General features: G+C 70.1%; 18 protein-coding genes. 12 read left to right on the top strand and 6 right to left on the bottom strand.

From position 1 onward, the window contains the following. Positions 1-1,604 (bottom strand): dolichyl-phosphate-mannose--protein mannosyltransferase (locus tag VFZ39_RS00190; protein ID WP_330863692.1); only part of this gene is annotated, 1,604 nt, incomplete at its 3' end. 124 nt (positions 1,605-1,728) lie between these two features. Here VFZ39_RS00190 and VFZ39_RS00185 point away from each other — a divergent pair. The 7 genes from VFZ39_RS00185 to VFZ39_RS00155 all read left to right on the top strand — a co-directional run bounded on the left by VFZ39_RS00185 (position 1,729) and on the right by VFZ39_RS00155 (position 9,383). Further along, entirely contained in the window at positions 1,729-2,424 is a 696-nt protein-coding gene (locus VFZ39_RS00185; protein WP_330863691.1) for a LamG-like jellyroll fold domain-containing protein, read from the top strand. Between the two features lie 52 nt (positions 2,425-2,476). Next, complete coding sequence (gene rsmI / locus VFZ39_RS00180) at positions 2,477-3,307, top strand: 16S rRNA (cytidine(1402)-2'-O)-methyltransferase (RefSeq protein ID WP_330863690.1); 831 nt, start codon at positions 2,477-2,479, stop codon at positions 3,305-3,307. Between the two features lie 264 nt (positions 3,308-3,571). Next, positions 3,572-4,372, top strand: coding sequence for a TatD family hydrolase (locus tag VFZ39_RS00175; RefSeq protein WP_330863694.1), 801 nt, complete (start codon positions 3,572-3,574; stop codon positions 4,370-4,372). Between the two features lie 251 nt (positions 4,373-4,623). Continuing rightward, complete coding sequence (locus VFZ39_RS00170) at positions 4,624-5,766, top strand: transglycosylase family protein (protein WP_330863689.1); 1,143 nt, start codon at positions 4,624-4,626, stop codon at positions 5,764-5,766. Positions 5,767-5,783: 17 nt separating this feature from the next. After that, positions 5,784-6,653, top strand: a complete 870-nt coding sequence (gene rsmA, locus VFZ39_RS00165; RefSeq protein WP_330863688.1) for a 16S rRNA (adenine(1518)-N(6)/adenine(1519)-N(6))-dimethyltransferase RsmA — start codon at positions 5,784-5,786, stop codon at positions 6,651-6,653. Then, positions 6,646-7,569, top strand: a complete 924-nt coding sequence (locus VFZ39_RS00160) for a 4-(cytidine 5'-diphospho)-2-C-methyl-D-erythritol kinase (protein WP_414690239.1) — start codon at positions 6,646-6,648, stop codon at positions 7,567-7,569. The genes rsmA and VFZ39_RS00160 overlap by 8 nt, the downstream gene beginning before the upstream one ends. Further along, positions 7,566-9,383 (top strand): ABC-F family ATP-binding cassette domain-containing protein, encoded by a 1,818-nt coding sequence (locus VFZ39_RS00155; RefSeq protein WP_330863686.1) that lies wholly within the window; start codon positions 7,566-7,568, stop codon positions 9,381-9,383. Before VFZ39_RS00160 ends, VFZ39_RS00155 begins: the two co-directional genes overlap by 4 nt. 100 nt (positions 9,384-9,483) lie before the next feature. Here the strand turns inward: VFZ39_RS00155 and VFZ39_RS00150 are convergent, their stop codons facing one another. After that, on the bottom strand, positions 9,484-9,969 hold the full coding sequence (locus VFZ39_RS00150) for a MarR family winged helix-turn-helix transcriptional regulator (protein WP_330863685.1): 486 nt from the start codon (positions 9,967-9,969) through the stop codon (positions 9,484-9,486). Between the two features lie 53 nt (positions 9,970-10,022). Here VFZ39_RS00150 and VFZ39_RS00145 point away from each other — a divergent pair, with 53 nt between their 5' ends. Genes VFZ39_RS00145 through VFZ39_RS00130 form a run of 4 tightly spaced genes read left to right on the top strand, consistent with a single transcriptional unit; the run spans position 10,023 to position 12,095 of the window. Further along, positions 10,023-10,814: a methyltransferase domain-containing protein gene (locus VFZ39_RS00145; protein WP_330863684.1), complete on the top strand. Its 792-nt coding sequence runs from the start codon at positions 10,023-10,025 to the stop codon at positions 10,812-10,814. Beyond that, entirely contained in the window at positions 10,811-11,182 is a 372-nt protein-coding gene (locus tag VFZ39_RS00140) for a VOC family protein (protein ID WP_330863683.1), read from the top strand. Before VFZ39_RS00145 ends, VFZ39_RS00140 begins: the two co-directional genes overlap by 4 nt. Positions 11,183-11,209: 27 nt before the next feature. Then, entirely contained in the window at positions 11,210-11,581 is a 372-nt protein-coding gene (gene trxA, locus VFZ39_RS00135; protein WP_330863682.1) for a thioredoxin, read from the top strand. A gap of 34 nt (positions 11,582-11,615) precedes the next feature. After that, a complete protein-coding gene (locus tag VFZ39_RS00130) occupies positions 11,616-12,095 on the top strand; it encodes a hotdog fold domain-containing protein (RefSeq protein WP_330863681.1) in 480 nt (159 codons plus the stop codon). A 3-nt stretch (positions 12,096-12,098) separates the two neighbouring features. Here VFZ39_RS00130 and VFZ39_RS00125 read toward each other — a convergent pair whose 3' ends face one another. From VFZ39_RS00125 to VFZ39_RS00110, 4 genes are all read right to left on the bottom strand, one after another. After that, a complete protein-coding gene (locus VFZ39_RS00125; RefSeq protein ID WP_330863680.1) occupies positions 12,099-12,950 on the bottom strand; it encodes an amino acid ABC transporter permease in 852 nt (283 codons plus the stop codon). After that, complete coding sequence (locus VFZ39_RS00120; protein WP_330863679.1) at positions 12,947-13,633, bottom strand: amino acid ABC transporter permease; 687 nt, start codon at positions 13,631-13,633, stop codon at positions 12,947-12,949. The genes VFZ39_RS00125 and VFZ39_RS00120 overlap by 4 nt, the downstream gene beginning before the upstream one ends. An 83-nt stretch (positions 13,634-13,716) precedes the next feature. Beyond that, positions 13,717-14,610 (bottom strand): glutamate ABC transporter substrate-binding protein, encoded by an 894-nt coding sequence (locus tag VFZ39_RS00115; protein WP_330863678.1) that lies wholly within the window; start codon positions 14,608-14,610, stop codon positions 13,717-13,719. 22 nt (positions 14,611-14,632) lie between these two features. Next, a complete protein-coding gene (locus tag VFZ39_RS00110) occupies positions 14,633-15,397 on the bottom strand; it encodes an amino acid ABC transporter ATP-binding protein (RefSeq protein WP_414690238.1) in 765 nt (254 codons plus the stop codon). A 111-nt stretch (positions 15,398-15,508) separates the two neighbouring features. Between VFZ39_RS00110 and miaB the strand changes: the two genes are divergently transcribed. Further along, positions 15,509-16,523: tRNA (N6-isopentenyl adenosine(37)-C2)-methylthiotransferase MiaB (gene miaB / locus VFZ39_RS00105; RefSeq protein WP_330863677.1), on the top strand; the 1,015-nt coding region annotated here is incomplete at its 3' end.

Below are 16,523 nucleotides of genomic sequence, written 5' to 3'. Positions count from 1 at the left end.
TGGTCGGTGTAGATCGGGTAGAACCACGCGAAGTTGAGGAGCACGAGCACCAGGAACGAACCGGCGACGATCACGCCCACCGTCCGCCTCGGCGTCGGCGCTCGTGAGTGGCCGACCAGCGTGGCCAGCACGAGCGTGCAGGCGATCACCTGGAACAGCAGCGTCGGCATCGCGTAGAAGAGGAAGATCGGCCGGTCGTCGTTCGCGAGCCACGGCAGCCACGTGACGACGGTGCCGACGACCGGGATGCCGAAGCGCCAGTCGCGGCGGCCGACCCAGTAGCCGACCGAGGCCAGCAGCGCCAGCACCGAACCCCACCACAGTGCCGGTGTGCCGAGCAGGATGACCTGGCGCAGGCAGTCCGAGCCCTCCTCGGCCTGACAGCCCTGCTGTCCGGGCTGGATGTCGGTGTCGGCGTCCACTCCTACGCCGCGACCGAGCAGCAGCCAGCCCAGCGGCTTCGACTCATAGGTGTGGTCGGAGTCGTCGAGGAAGTGGGTGTGGAAGACCCACACGTCCTGGTGGTAGTACGCCAGGGACCGCAGCGACTGCGTCACCTCGCCGATCCCGGACGCGTCAGGCTCGTCGCGCGTCGGCCACGGCGTGCCACCGTCGTACTGCGTGTACTGCGTCTCTGAGAGGGTGCGCTCGTACTCTTCGGCGTGCATCAGCCAGCCGCTCCAGGTCGCGGTGTAGACGACGAACGCGACGAGGACCAGGTGCACGAAAGCGGGTACGCCGTCGACCAGCGCCGAACGCGCCACCGGCCAGCGGACACCGAACGACCGTCGGGCACCGGCGCTCCATGCGAACACCATGATCCCGAACGCCGCGAGCACGTAGAGGGCGCTCCACTTGGTGCCGACCGCCAGCCCGAAGCAGACGCCCCCGAGGGCGAGCCAGGGCCGCCACAGCACGGACCGCACCGGCCCCCACCCGGTGGCCGGCACCGACGTACGACGGGCGAACCGGTCCCTGAGCCAGTCGCGGTCGGCGACGCAGCAGTGCACAGCGCACAGCGTGAAGAACGCGAGGAAGATGTCGAGCAGCGCCAGCCGCGACAGCACGAACTGCAAGCCGTCGAAGCACAGCAGCAGACCCGCGACGCACCCCCACAGGGTGGAGCCGGTCAGCCGCCGGACCAGCCGCACCATCACGAGCACCATGAGGGAACCCACCACGACCGACGGGATCCGCCAACCGGTGGGGTCGAGCCCGAAGACCTGTTCGCCGAGCCCGATCAGCCACTTGCCGGCCTCGGGGTGGACGACCATCGACGGGTCGTCCTGCCAGAAGCCACGCGTGTCGCCGTTGATGATCAGGTCGTTCGCGTCCTCGACGTACTTGCGGACGTAGCCGTGGTTGACGAGCGACCACGCATCCTTCGCGTAGTAGGTCTCGTCGAACGCGAACTCGTGGGGCGTGCCCACCCGCCACACGCGCAGAACGAACGCGAGCAGCGCCACCCCGATCGCCGCGGACCAGCCGACCAGCGGGTCCTCCGGCACCCTCCGCCGGCCGGCTCGCTCGGTGGCGAGCGGTACCGGCTGCCCGGCCGCGGTGCGCGACAGCCCCGCCTGGGCTACCTCGGTCGCGGCGGTCATGGTCGGAGACTGTAGACGGCCGGTTCGAGGACCGATCGTGGGAGGTTTCCCTTGCAAGACGACTCGATCGGATGTTTGCATGAGGGGACTACGCGCAGTCTCGGCGCGAAGTAGGGGGAACATCATGAAGATGTGGGTAGTACCTGCATTGCTCGCCGCTGCCGCGACGGTGATTCCGACCGCCGCTCACGCGGACGTGGTGGCGCGATGGCAGATGAACGAGGGAAGGGGAGCCTCCGTGATGGGGGACTCCGCCGCGGCCGGCGGCGCGAACAAAGGCAGGATCGTCAGCGTCAGGACAGGCGCCCGGGGACTGGTCTCGGGGAGGTCGTACCGCTTCAACGGCGCGACTTCGTACGTGCGAGTGCGTGACTCCGCCAGCTTGGACCCGGGCAACCGTCGCATCACATTGAGGGCAACGGTGCGGACCGTGAACCGCGCGATGCCCGACGACAGCTACGACCTGGTGCGCAAGGGGTACCAGACCACCAGGGGCGGTGACTGGAAGATGGAGATCAAGCGCGGGCGCAACCACTCTGTCGGCCGGCTCCACTGCGTCTTCAAGGGGGTCATGCCGGGTGGACGTAGTCGGACCGTGAAGAGGGTGGCCCGGGTGGACATCGTCGACGGGCGCATCCACACGGTGGCGTGCCGCCGGACCGCGACCGCGGTGCATGCCGTGGTCGACGGCAGGGTGTTCACGAACCGGAGGGTCAGCGGCCACATCTCGAACAACCAGCCGGTGATAGTGGGTGCCAAGACGAACGGCGACGACGTGCTGCGGGGCAGGCTGGACGAGGTCAGGATCGCCATCGGCTAGCGTCTCTCGCTCGAGGGGCCGGCGGTACGCCACCGGCTGACATGATCGAGCCATGACCGGGACGCTCGTGCTCGCGGCCACTCCGATCGGGCGGGTGGCCGACGCCCCGCCGCGGCTCGCCGAGGAACTGGCCGGCGCAGACGTGATCGCCGCCGAGGACACGCGCCGGCTGCGCCGACTGTGCTCCGACCTGGACGTGGCCATCGCCGGCCGCGTGGTCTCATACTTCGAGGGCAACGAGGCCAGGCGGACCCCGGCGCTCGTCGAGTCGCTGCTCGCCGGGGAGCGGGTGCTGCTGGTGACCGACGCGGGGATGTCGAGCGTCTCCGACCCCGGGTACCGGCTGGTCGCGGCGGCGGTCGCTGCCGACGTGCCGGTGACCGCGGTGCCCGGACCGTCCGCCGTTCTCACCGCCCTGGCCGTCTCGGGCCTGCCGGTCGACCGGTTCTGCTTCGAGGGCTTCCTGCCACGCAAGGCGGGGGAGCGGTCCCGTCGACTCGATGCGCTGGTCGCCGAGGAGCGCACGATGGTGTTCTTCGAGGCCCCCCACCGGACCCACACCGCGCTGGCTGCCATGGCGGAGGCGTTCGGGGCGGACCGCCGGGCCGCGGTCTGTCGGGAGCTGACCAAGACCCACGAGGAGGTACGCCGAGGTGGGTTGGCCGACCTCGCGGGCTGGGCCGAGCCCGGGGTGCGCGGAGAAGTGACGATCGTGGTCGCGGGCGCAGTTCCGGAAACCTTGCCGGCCGACCCCACGGCGTACCGCGCGGCAGTGGCCGACCTCGAGGCCGACGGCACGCCGCGCAAGGAGGCGATCGGTCAGGTCGCCCGCGCTGCCGGCGTCCCCAAGCGCGAGGTGTACGACGCTGTGCACCGGGGGTGAGCCTCGAGGCGCCATCCGGCGAGCCGCACCCGCGGGGGACTCTGTTTTCCGGTTGCTGGAACGTTCGCGCAAACCACTCCTTGAGCGAACGTGCCAACAACCAGGATCGGACCCCCTCGGCGGTTCCGGTGACCTCACCGTGGGTCGGGGCCGCTGTTATCTAGGATCGGCCGGGTGACGGAGGGACCCACCAGGAAACGGGCGGCCACGGAGGAGACGTCCGGTGCGCAGCGCGACCGCGAGCGCCCGCCGGCGCCGGAGCCGCTGCCCCATCCGGTGGTCGACAGCCACTGCCACCTCGACATCGCCGACGGCGACTGGCTCGCCACCGAGGAGGCGATCGCGGCGGCGCAGGCGGTCAACGTGACCCGGATCGTCCAGATCGGCTGCGACCTGCCCGGTGCGCGCTGGGCGGTCGAGGCCGCGGCGACCCACGCCGCGCTGGTTGCCGGCGTGGCGATCCACCCCAACGAGGCGCCCCGGCTGGCCGCGGTCGGCGAGCTCGACGCCGCGCTGGACGAGATCGAACGACTGGCGCAGGCCCACGACCAGGTCCGGGCCGTGGGGGAGACCGGCTTCGACCGGTTCCGCACCGGCGAGGAGGGGCGCGCCGCCCAGGAGGAGAGCTTCCGCCGCCACATCGACCTCGCGAAGCGGCTTGACAGGACCTTGGTGATCCACGACCGCGACGCCCACGACGACGTGCTGCGTGTCATCGACGACGAGGGCGCGCCGCAACGCTGGGTGATGCACTGCTTCTCAGGCGACGCCGACGTCGCCCGGGCCTGCCTCGACCGCGGTGCCTACCTGAGCTTCGCCGGCACGGTCACGTTCAAGAACGCCGCGCCTTTGCGCAACGCGCTGGTCGTGACTCCGACCGAGCGGCTGCTGGTCGAGACCGATGCGCCGTACCTCACGCCGGTCCCGTACCGCGGCCGACCGAACGCCTCCTACCTGGTCCCGCTCACCATGCGGGCGATGGCGCAGGTACGGCAACAGGACCTCGAGAGCCTCTGCCGGGCGGTCGACGCGAACACCGAGGCGGCTTTCGGCGGGTCATGGTGAGCGACGCCACGTTCGCACACGCCACATCAGTCACACCAGTCTCACCAGCCACGTAAATTCGGGTCTCCACCCCGCTGGAGAGTTGGCGTCATCAGGACCCCCCGTTATCGTCTTGTGACTGTTGGCCGGGATCGGGACGCGATTTCGACCGGCGCGGAAACCCCCGAACGCAAGCACTCCCCCCGAGGCGAGTGTCGCGCGCCCGGGGCGCGTCGGCCCCGAGGCCCGGAGAGCACGACGTTCGGAGAATTGTGCAGACGCGCAGCCTCATTGCACGCCTGATCGACAGCAAGACCGCCCTCGTCGGCCTCACGGCCGGCGTGATCCTGGCCGTCGCCGGGACCACCTACGGATACACCTCCCTGAGCAACACCGTCACCTTGAGCCTCGACGGCCAGGAACGCGAGGTCACCGCCATGGGCGGGACCGTCGGCGAGGTCCTGGAGTCCGAGGGGATCGAGGTCACCGACAAGGACAAGGTCTTCCCCAGTGTCGACGAAGCCGTCTCCGACGGCAGCGCCATCAGCGTCCGGTTCGGGCGTCCCGTCGAGCTCACCGTCGACGGCGAGACCGAGACCCACTGGGTGACCGCGACCGACGTGGGCAGCGCCCTGGTCCAGATCGGCGATCGGTTCGCCGGCGCGGACCTGTCGGTCTCGCGCGGCGGCAGCATCGACCGCGAGGGCCTGGAGCTCGAGGTCGTCACTCCGAAGAAGCTGACGTTCAAGATCGCCGGCAAGAAGCCGGTCACCCGATCCGTTCCGGCCCTCACCGCGCGCGAAGCGCTGGACGAGCTCGGCGTCAAGGTCGACAAGCACGACCAGATCAAGCCCGGCAAGAAGGCCGAGGTCGAGGACGGCGACACGGTCGTCTTCACCGACATCCGCGTCGTGACCAAGCGGGTCAAGAACGAGGCGATCGACTTCTCGACCATCGAGCGGGCCGACGACTCCATGCTCGAGGGTGAGACCAGCGTGGTCCGCTCCGGCGACGAGGGCCTGCGAAACGTCACCTACCGGATCACCTACCGCAACGGCGAGCTGGTCGCGCGCAAGGTGCTGCAACAGAAGGTGCTCGACGAGCCGCGGGACGCGCTCGTCAAGGTCGGCACCAAGGAGGAGCCGACGCCCGCGGCCAACTACGCGTCCGGCGGCACCGTCTGGGACGCGCTCGCGCAGTGCGAGTCGGGCGGCAACTGGGCCATCAACACCGGCAACGGGTACTACGGCGGCCTGCAGTTCTCGCTCGGCACCTGGCAGTCGTACGGCGGTCCCGGCATGCCGCACCAGCAGAGCCGCGAGACCCAGATCGCCATCGCGGAGAAGGTGCGCGCGGCGACCGGTGGCTACGGCTCCTGGCCGCACTGCTCCCAGTCGTTGGGCCTGCCCCAGTAGTCACTAACCTCTTCGGCATGACGTCTTCCGCCGGTCCGAGACTGCTCGGGCCGGCGGAAGTACGTTCGCTGGCCGCCGAGCTCGACCTGCGGCCGACCAAGCAGCGGGGTCAGAACTTCGTCATCGACGCGAACACGGTCCGCCGGATCGTCCGCGAGTCGGGCATCACCGACCGCGACGTCGTGATCGAGGTCGGCCCCGGTCTCGGGTCGCTGACGCTGGCGCTTCTGGAGGTCGCACAGCGGGTCGTCGCGATCGAGGTCGACCCGGTGCTGGCCGCGCGGCTGCCGGCGACGATCGCCGAGTTCGCGCCCGGGCAGGCCGACCGGTGTGAGGTGCTGCACGCCGACGCGCTGCGGATCGACGCCGTACCGGGCCCGCCGCCGACGGCGCTCGTCGCCAACCTGCCCTACAACGTCTCGGTCCCGGTGCTGCTGCACCTCCTCGCGCTGCTGCCGTCGCTGGAGCACGGGCTGGTGATGGTGCAGTCGGAGGTGGCCGACCGGTTGGCGGCGCCGCCGGGCTCGAAGGTGTACGGCGTTCCCAGCGTCAAGGCCGCCTGGTACGCCGAGGTCCGCCGGGCCGGTGCGATCGGGCGCACCGTGTTCTGGCCCGCGCCGAACGTCGACTCCGGGCTGGTCGCGTGGACTCGCCGCGACCCGCCGACGTCGCGGGTATCCCGCCAGGAGGTCTTCGCGGTGGTCGACGCCGCCTTCGCCCAGCGTCGCAAGGGTCTGCGCGGTGCGTTGCGCTCGCTGGCCGGCTCCACCGGGGCGGCCGAGCAGGCACTCGTCGCGGCCGGCATCGACCCGCTGGCACGCGGTGAGTCGCTGCGGATCGAGGACTTCGTGCGCGTCGCCGAGGAGCTGGGGACGCCCGGTGGTTGAGGTGCGAGCGAAGCGAGCCTCGAAACCCGTGACTGTGCGAGCCCCCGCCAAGATCAACCTGCACCTCGGGGTCGGCGCCCCGCAGCCGGACGGGTTCCACCCCTTGATGACCGTCTACCACGCAGTCGACCTGTACGACGAGGTCACCGTGGCTCCCGCAGCGGAGTGGTCAGTCAGGGTCGAGCCCGTCGGCGAGGTCGACGTGGCGGAGGTGCCGACGGACGACACCAACCTGGTGGTCCGGGCCGGCCGCGCCCTGGCCGAGCACCACCGGGTCGAGAGGGCGGCGCGGATCCACATCCGCAAAGGCATCTGGGTCGCCGGAGGACTGGCCGGTGGCTCGGCAGACGCGGCCGCGACGCTGGTCGCGCTCGACCGGCTCTGGGACCTCCGTAGCGGCGACCGGGTGCTCTTCGACCTCGCCGCTGCGCTGGGCAGCGACGTGCCCTTCGGCCTGGTCGGACGCAACGCGCTCGGCACCGGCCACGGCGAGCAGGTGGAGCAGCTCCCCGGGGTCGAGGTCCCGCGCCACTGGGTGGTGGTGCCGGGGGAGGAGGGGCTGTCGACACCGGCCGTCTACCGCCGGTTCGACGAGCTCACGCCGGATGCGCCGGAGCAGCCGCGCGCGCCGTACCGGCTCGTGGAGTTCCTCGGCGACCCGGTGGGCGAGGTCGCACCGCTGCTCCACAACGACCTCCAGCCCGCCGCGCTCGACCTCCGGCCCGAGCTGCGCGACCTGCTCGCTGCGGGGGAGGCGGCCGGAGCCTTGCGCGGGCTGGTCAGCGGATCCGGCCCGACCTGCGTCTTCCTGTGCGACTCGGACGCGTCGGCGCAGACCGTCGCCGCGCGGCTGCGGTCGTCGTACGCCGTGGTGCTGACCGCGACCGGACCGGTGGCAGGAGCGCTGGGCAGATGAGCGCCGGGTCGATCAACAACCTCGTCAACCTGGAGCGAGTGTCCAAGGCGTTCGGCGTCCGGCCGCTGCTCACGGACGTGTCACTGGGCGTCGCCGCCGGGCAGCGGATCGGCGTCGTGGGCCGCAACGGAGACGGCAAGACCACGCTGCTGCGGGTCCTGCTCGGCGTCGAGCCGCCCGACAGCGGCCGGGTGTCGCAGGCCCGGGGACTGCAGGTCGGGTACCTGCGGCAGGGCGACGACCTGGTGGACACCCACACCGTCCGCGAGTCCGTGCTCGGCGGTAAGTCCGATCACGAGTGGGCCGCCGACCCGAGCACCCGGGAGGTGGTCGAGGTGCTGCTCGCCGACGTCGCTCTCGACCGCGCGGTCATCGGCCTCTCCGGTGGCGAACGGCGACGCTGCGCGCTGGCCGCCCTGCTGCTCGACGACCACGACCTGATCGTGCTCGACGAGCCGACCAACCATCTCGACGTCGAGGCGGTCAGCTGGCTGGCGAACCACCTCACCCAGCGCAGCTCGGCGCTCGTCGTCGTCACCCACGACCGTTGGTTCCTCGACGCTGTGTGCCAGTGGACGTGGGAGGTGCACGACGGCGTGGTCGACGCCTACGAAGGCGGGTACGCCGCGTTCGTGCTCGCCAAGGCCGAGCGGCAGCGGCAGGCGGCAGCCTCGGAGGTACGTCGCCAGAACCTGGTCCGCAAGGAGCTCGCCTGGCTGCGGCGGGGCGCCCCCGCCCGGACCTCGAAGCCGAAGTTCCGGATCGAGGCCGCCACCGAGCTGATCGCCGACGAGCCGCCTCCGCGCGACCCCCTCGAGCTGCAGCGGTTCGCCTCGCAGCGACTCGGCAAGGACGTGATCGACGTCGAGGACGCCGATCTCACCCGTGGTGACCGGCAGCTGCTCTCCCACGCCACCTGGCGGCTCGGCCCCGGCGACCGGGTCGGCATCGTGGGTGTGAACGGGGCAGGCAAGACCTCGGTGCTCCACCTGCTGGCCGGCACGCTCGCGCCGTCAGCCGGTCGGGTCAAGCACGGACGCACCGTCGTGCTGCAGCACCTCACCCAGCAAGTCGACGACGACCTCGACCCCGAGGCTCGGGTCCTCCCGACGGTCGAGTCGATCAAGCGGGTGTCCCGGACCGCGGACGGCTCCGACGTGACCGCGACCGCGATGCTGGAGCGGTTCGGGTTCACCGGCGACCGGCTCACGGCGCGGCTCGGTGACCTCTCCGGCGGCGAGCGGCGCCGGTTCCAGCTGCTGCGTCTGCTGCTGACCGAGCCGAACGTGCTGCTGCTCGACGAGCCGACCAACGACCTCGACATCGAGACCCTCAACGTGCTCGAGGACTTCCTCGACCGCTGGCCCGGCACCCTCGTCGTCGTCTCCCACGACCGCTACTTCCTCGAACGCGTCACCGACTCCACCTGGGCCCTGCTCGGCGACGGCCAGATCTCCATGCTCCCCGGCGGCGTCGACGAGTACCTCCACCGCCGAGTCGTCACTCCCGCAGGTTCAGACAGTGCCGAGCCGTCAGTTGTGCAGGTTCAGGAGGGCTCGAGCCGTCACTCCGGCAGCCCGCAGAAGGCGCGAACCGGCAGTTCCGAGGAACGCGCGGCCCGGAAGACCCTGGCGCGGCTCGACAAGCAGCTGGCGCAGGTCGCAGAACGAGAGGCCGAGCTGCACGCCCAGGTCGAGGCCGCCGGGTCCGACTACGAACGCCTCGCCGAGCTCGGCGTACTCGTGCAGCAGGTGGCCGAGGAGCGTGAGGCGCTGGAGCTGGCGTGGCTGGAGGCCGCCGAGCTCATGGAGTGACGGCTCGGCGGGTTGCAATGCTGCACAAGTGACGGCTCACGGGCGTTCAGACCTGCACAAGTGACGGCTCGCGGGGGTTCAGACCTGCACGAGTGACGGGTCAGCGGAAGGGGGCGAGCAGGGTACGGAGGAGGGCGGCCAGCCGGGTGCGGTCGCGGTCGGACAGGTCGGCGAGCAGCGCGGTCTCTGCCTTGAGCAGCGCCTCGAACGCCGAGTCGACCGCGGCCCTGCCCTCCCACGTCAGTCGCACGATGACACCGCGCCGGTCGGCCGGGTCGGGTGACCGCTCGACGTACCCGCGCGCAGCGAGCCGGTCGATCCGGTTGGTCATGGTGCCGCTGGTCACGAGCGTCTCGCGCAACAGCCGGCCGGGAGAGAGCTCGTACGGCGAGCCGGCCCGCCGGAGCGCGGCAAGTACGTCGAACTCCCACGACTCGATGCCGTGACGCGTGAACGCGTCGCGGCGGGCGAGGTCGAGGTGGCGCGCGAGCCGGGAGATCCGGCTGAAGACGGCGACCGGCGCGAGATCGAGGTCGGAGCGCTCGCGCTCCCACGCCTCGATCAGCTCGTCGACCTCGTCCCGCACGGGCTCAGTGTAGCGGTTGTCGAGAATCTTGATATCAAGATATAGTCAGTGGCATGTTCTCCTGGGATGCACAGCGGTACCTGACCTTCGCCGGCGAACGCGGCCGGCCGTTCGCCGACCTCCTGGCGCGGGTGAGCGTCGCCGGTCCGACCGACGTGGTCGACCTCGGGTGCGGGCCCGGCAACCTCACCCGGCTGCTCGCTGAGATCTGGCCGGGTGCGCGCGTTCGAGGCGTCGACTCCAGCCCGGCCATGGTCGAGGCGGCCGAGCGGGACGTGCCGGAGGTCGAGTTCGAGCTTGCCGACCTGCGCGACTGGGTCGCGCGAGACGAGCAGGTCGACCTGCTCGTCTCCAACGCGACCCTGCAGTGGCTCCCCGACCATCTCGACCTGCTGCCGGACCTTGCTGCCCGGGTCCGGCCCGGCGGCTCGCTGGCCTTCCAGGTGCCCGGGAACTTCGACGAGCCGAGCCACACCATCCGGGGCGAGCTCGCCGCCGAGCCGCCGTACGCCGACCACACGGTCGGCGTCGCAGTGCCGGCCAGCCACGCGCCCGAGGTCTACCTCGACGTTCTGGCGCGAGCCGGCCTCGAGCCGGATGTCTGGGAGACGACCTACCTCCACGTGCTCACCGGCGACGATCCCGTCTTCACGTGGGTGTCCGGCACCGGCGCCCGGCCCACCCTGCAGGCGCTGCCCGACGACCTGCGGCCGCGGTTCGAGGAGGAGTTCAAGGCACGGCTGCGAGCGGCCTACCCCGACCGCGGGCACGGCGTGGTGCTGCCGTTCCGCCGGATCTTCGCCGTCGGACGCCGACCGGCGGCGGGATCGGAGGTGGCGCCGTGAGGCTCCACCACGTGCAGCTCGCCATCCCGGCCGCGGGTGAGGACGTCGCCCGCCGGTTCTACGTCGACGGGCTGGGACTGACCGAGGTCGAGAAGCCCGAACCGCTGCGGGACCGGGGCGGACTGTGGCTGCGTGAGCCCGGCGTCGAGGTCCACCTCGGGGTCGAGGAGCCGTTCCGCCCAGCCCGCAAGGCACATCCTGCGCTGCTCCTCGACGACGCCGCAGCGTTAGACCGGACCGGCGCGCGGCTGGAGGAGCTGGGCTTCGAGGTCGATCACACGCAGCGCGACACGTTTCCCGGGTACGTCAGGCTGCACGCGTCCGATGGTCACGGCAACCGCGTCGAGCTGCTCGCGCCGCCGGAATAGCAGGCCCCGACCGCGCGTTCTGCTGCCATGGCCACCATCGAGATCGGCGCTGCCAACCTGGACGAGACCGTCACGACCAACGACATCGTGCTGGTCGACTTCTGGGCGGGCTGGTGCGGTCCGTGCCGGCAGTTCGCCCCGATCTACGAGGCTGCCTCCGAGCAGCACGAGGACGTCGTCTTCGGCTCCGTCGACACCGAGGCCGAGCAGGAGCTCTCCGCAGCAGCGGGCATCAGCTCCATCCCGACCCTGATGGCGTTCCGCGAGGGCGTGCTGGTGTTCAAGCAGGCGGGTGCGCTGCCCGCGCCCGCCCTCGAGGAGCTGATCACCGCGGTCAAGGGCCTCGACATGGAGGACGTCCACCGCCAGGTCGCCGAGCAGCAGCGGGCGCAGGGCTGACCGTCGGGGGTTACCGACGAGTAAGGTACGGCGCATGCCGTCCGTCCTGACGCTCTGGCACACCCTCGACAAGCTCCCGCGCGGCGAACGATTGTTCTCCTTCGCCTTCGCCCGCAAGGCGCCGTACTTCGCGACGATCCGGCCGCGGTTCACCGTCATCGAGCCGAACCGCGCCGAGCTGGTGATCCCCAAGCGCCGCCGGGTCCACAACCACCTCGGCACAGTGCACGCGATCGCGCTCTGCAACGGCCTCGAGGCCGCGATGGGGGCCCTCGCCGAGGTGACCATCCCCGCCGACAAGCGGTGGATCCCGAAGGGGATGACCGTCGCCTACACCGCCAAGGCGACCTCCGACATCACCTGCATCGCCGAGACCGACCCCGCCCAGTGGTCACCGGACGTGCTGCCAGACGACGGGGCCGAGCTGCCGGTCCGGGTCCGCGGCGTGCGCGACGACGGCGCCATCGTGATCGACGGCGAGATCCGGCTCTGGGTCACGCCGCGCAAGCGCTGACGATCAGGGCTTGCGGGCGTCGTCCAGCTCGCCGATCATGCCGACCTCGAGCGGCTTCTTCTCGCCGACGAACTTCTTCTGCACCCACGTCGCGATCGCCGTCAGCACCAGGTTCGCCGCGATGTAGAGCGAAGCCACCACGAAGATGGTGGGGATCTCGTTGTGGAACTGGCGGTAGATCCGCTCGCCGATCTCGGTGAGACCGGGTGCGGCCACGGCGTACCCCAGGCTGGTGTCCTTGAGCGCCACCACCATCTGGCTGATGATCGCCGGCAGCATGATCTTCACCGCCTGCGGCAGCAGGATGATCATGGTGACCTGGCTCTTGCTCATCCCCAGCGCGTACGCCGCCTCGGACTGCCCCTTCGGAACGGCCTGGATGCCGGCACGGAACACCTCGGCCAGGACCGCTCCGTTGTACAGCATCAGCGCGATCACGACGCTCCAGTAGGCACCACTGGACCCGCGGTTGATGCCCCAGGAGTAGAACACCAGAGTCATGAGCAGCAGCACCGGGACGGCGCGGAAGAACTCCACGACCAGCCAGGAGGGCCAGCGGATCCAGGCCCCGTCCGCGAGCTTGCCGACGCCGAAGACGAGGCCGAACACTGTGGCGAGCAGCACCGCGGTCACCGCCATCTGCAGGGTCGTCAGCAGCCCCTCGACCAGCAGCGCCCGCACGTACGCAGGTGTGATGAGGGGCTCCCACTTCTCGTACGAGAACTGCCCCGAGTCGTACAGCCGCCAGAGCACCCAGGCCAGGACGCCGAGCAGCGCGATCATGGCGATGACCGTGTAGATCCGGTGCCGGGCGATCGCCCTCGGCCCGGGCGCGTCGAAGAGGACGTCGCTCATCGAGCTGCGCTCCAGCGACGCTCGAGCCGATGCGAGGCGAACGAGACGACCTCGACGAGCACCACGAAGATCAGCGCGAAGGTGATGAAGATCCCGAGCCGGTCGCCGGGGAAGTCGTTGGTGAAGCCGCGCATCCGGAAGAAGGCCTCCGCGACCCCGAAGATGCCGGCGATGGTGGTGTTCTTGAGCAGCGCGATCTGGACGCTGGCCAGGGGTGGCACCGTTGCCCGGAACGCCTGCGGGAGGATCACTTCGCGCATGGTCCCGCCGAACGGGAGGCCGATCGCGCGGGCGGCCTCCGCCTGTCCGAGCGGAACCGCGTTGACCCCGGAGCGGATCGCCTCGCACACGAACGTCGAGGTGTAGACGGTCAGCGAGACGATGGCCGCGGCGAAGTAGTTGTTCATCCGCAGGTCGCCCCACACGATGTCGACGAAGTTGAACTGGATCCCGATCCTGGGCCCCGCGACGCGGAAGAAGATGAAGACCACCAGCAGTGGGGTGTTGCGAACGATCGCGACGTAGGTCGCCACCGCTCGCCGCAGCACGGCGATCGGCCCCACCCTCATCGCCGCCAGCAGCGTGCCGATCAGCAGGGAGAGCACACCGGAGATCAAGAACAGCGCCACCGTGTGGACGAAAGCCCAGAAGACGAGGTCGAGGTTGTCGAGGACGGTGGACACGTCGGCTCAACCTCCCTCGGTGGTGCGGCGTGGACCTGCGGGGCGACCGGTCGACCGGCCGCCCCGCACGTCAGGTGTGATCGTCAGGCCTGGCACTCGTCCAGGGTGGGCGGTTCGGGCGTCTCGACGCCCGACTCGCCGAGGGTCGCCGCGAACGCCTCCTCCCAGGAGCCGTCCTCGAAGGAGTCCTCGAGCACGCCGTTGATCCACTCGCACATCTCGGGGTTCTCCTTCGGGTAACCCACGCCGATCCGCTCCTCGGAGAACTCGGGACCGACGACCTTGAGCTCGTCGGGGTTCAGCGCTGCGAGACCCAGCAGGATCGCGCCGTCGGTCGACATCGCCGGCACGCTGCCGTTCAGCACGTCGTCGGCGCAGTCGGAGTACGCCTCACGGGGCACCGGCACCGCGCCCTCCTCCTCGACTCGCTCGATCGAGGTCGATCCGCTCACCGAGCAGACCTCCTCTCCCTGCAGGTCCTCGATCGACTCGACGTCGCTGTCCGAAGGAACGAGGATCTGCTGACCGGTGATGAAGTACGGCCCCGTCTGACCGACCAGCTCTCGCCGCTCGTCGGTGATGGAGTAGCTCGCGAGCACCAGGTCGACGCGGCCCTCCATGAGGTACGGCTCACGGTTGTCGGAGATCGTCTCCTCCCACGTGACGGCGCTGGTGTCGGCGGGATCGATGCAGAGATCCGCGACGAGGAGCTTCGCGATCTCGATGTCGAAGCCGGTCGGGACATCGGCCGCCGCGTCCTTGAACCCGAGTCCGGGCTGGTCGTAACGGACACCCATGGTGATCTCACCGGCCTCGGCGAGCTCGGCCATTCGGCTGCCGTCCTCGAACTTGCCGTCGCAGTCCTCCTCGGCCGCGACCTCGGCTCCCTCTCCGTCCTCGCCTGCTTCACCGCATGCCACCAGCGAGCAGCTGAGCAGGATCGCCGCCGCTGCTGCCTTGAACCTGATGCGCTTCATGTTCCTCATCTCCTGTTGGGTTTCAGTGCTTGAGGATCTTGCCGAGAAAGTCCTTGGCGCGATCGCTCTGAGGGTTCGTGAAGAAGCTCTCGGGGTCGCTCTCCTCGACGATGGCGCCGTCGGACATGAACAGCACCCGGTCGGCCGCCGTGCGGGCGAAACCCATCTCGTGGGTGACGACGACCATCGTCATGCCGCGCTCGGCGAGGTCGACCATGACGTCGAGGACCTCCTTGATCATCTCTGGGTCCAGTGCCGAGGTGGGCTCGTCGAAGAGCATCACCTTCGGCTCCATGGCCAGGGCCCGGGCGATGGCCACGCGCTGCTGCTGGCCACCCGACAGCTGGGCGGGGTACTTCGCGGCCTGGTGACCCACACCGACCCGGTCGAGCAGCTCGGTCGCCCGCTTCTCGGCCTCCTGCCTCTTGATCCCCCGGACCTTGATCGGCCCGAGGGTGACGTTCTCGAGGATGGTCTTGTGCGCGAACAGGTTGAAGCTCTGGAACACCATGCCGACCTCGGCGCGCAGCGCCGCGAGCTCTTTGCCCTCCTCAGGCAGTGGCTTCCCGTCGAGCGTGATGGTTCCCTGCTGGATGGTCTCGAGCCGGTTGATGGCGCGGCACAGCGTCGACTTCCCGGAGCCGGACGGCCCGATCACCACGACCACCTCGCCACGGTGGATCGTCTGGTTGATGTCCTGCAGGACGTGGAGGTCGCCGAACCACTTGTTGACGCCGTCGAGCACGACCAGCGGCTGGCCGACCGAAGCCCGCGTGTCCCGTGACATGGCCGCGACACTAGCGCCACCGCACCCGGTGCGGCCATGGCCGAGGTCTCGGCAGCCGGGAACGGTGACGTTTCTGTGACCCCCGCCCGCCCGCCGTACCCTGGATCGGTCATGAGCAGCAACGCACGTACCTACGAGGTCCGCACCTACGGGTGCCAGATGAACGTCCATGACTCCGAGCGGCTCACGGGGCTCCTGGAGGATGCCGGCTACGCCGCCGCGCCCGAGGGCGAGCAGGCCGACGTCGTCGTGTTCAACACCTGTGCGGTGCGGGAGAACGCCGACAACCGTCTCTACGGAAACCTCGGTCACCTCGCGCCGGTGAAGGCGACGAAGCCGGGCATGCAGATCGCGGTCGGCGGCTGCCTCGCGCAGAAGGACCGGGCCACCATCGTCGAGAAGGCACCGTGGGTGGACGTGGTCTTCGGCACCCACAACGTCGGGTCGCTGCCCGCTCTGCTCGACCGCGCGCGTGCGCAGGAGGAGGCTCAGGTCGAGATCCTCGAGTCGCTCGAGGTGTTCCCCTCCACGCTGCCGACCAAGCGCGAGTCGGCGTACGCCGCCTGGGTCTCGATCTCGGTCGGGTGCAACAACACGTGCACCTTCTGCATCGTCCCGTCGCTGCGTGGCAAGGAGAAGGACCGCCGGCCGGGCGAGATCCTGGCCGAGGTGCGGGCGCTGGTCGCGGACGGCGTCAGCGAGGTGACGCTGCTCGGCCAGAACGTGAACTCCTACGGGTCGGCGTTCGGCGACCGTCAGGCGTTCTCGAAGCTGCTGCGGGCCTGTGGCGAGATCGAGGGGCTGGAGCGGGTGCGCTTCACCTCGCCCCACCCGGCCGAGTTCACTGACGACGTGGTCGAGGCGATGGCCTCGACGCCGAACGTGATGCCGCAGCTGCACATGCCGCTGCAGTCAGGCTCCGACCGGATCCTGCGCGCGATGCGGCGCTCCTACCGGCAGGCGAAGTACCTCGGCATCATCGACAGGGTCCGCGCCGCGATGCCCGACGCGGCGATCACCACCGACATCATCGTCGGCTTCCCCGGCGAGGCCGAGGACGACTTCGCGGCGACGCTCGACGTCGTGCGACTGGCGCGCTTCTCCGGCGCGTTCACGTTCATCTACT

The organism is Nocardioides sp. (assembly GCF_036374615.1).
In the GTDB taxonomy this organism is placed as follows: Bacteria; Actinomycetota; Actinomycetes; order Propionibacteriales; family Nocardioidaceae; genus Nocardioides.
Note: the sequence above shows the minus strand (reverse complement) of the source record. Positions and strands in the feature narration are given on the sequence as shown.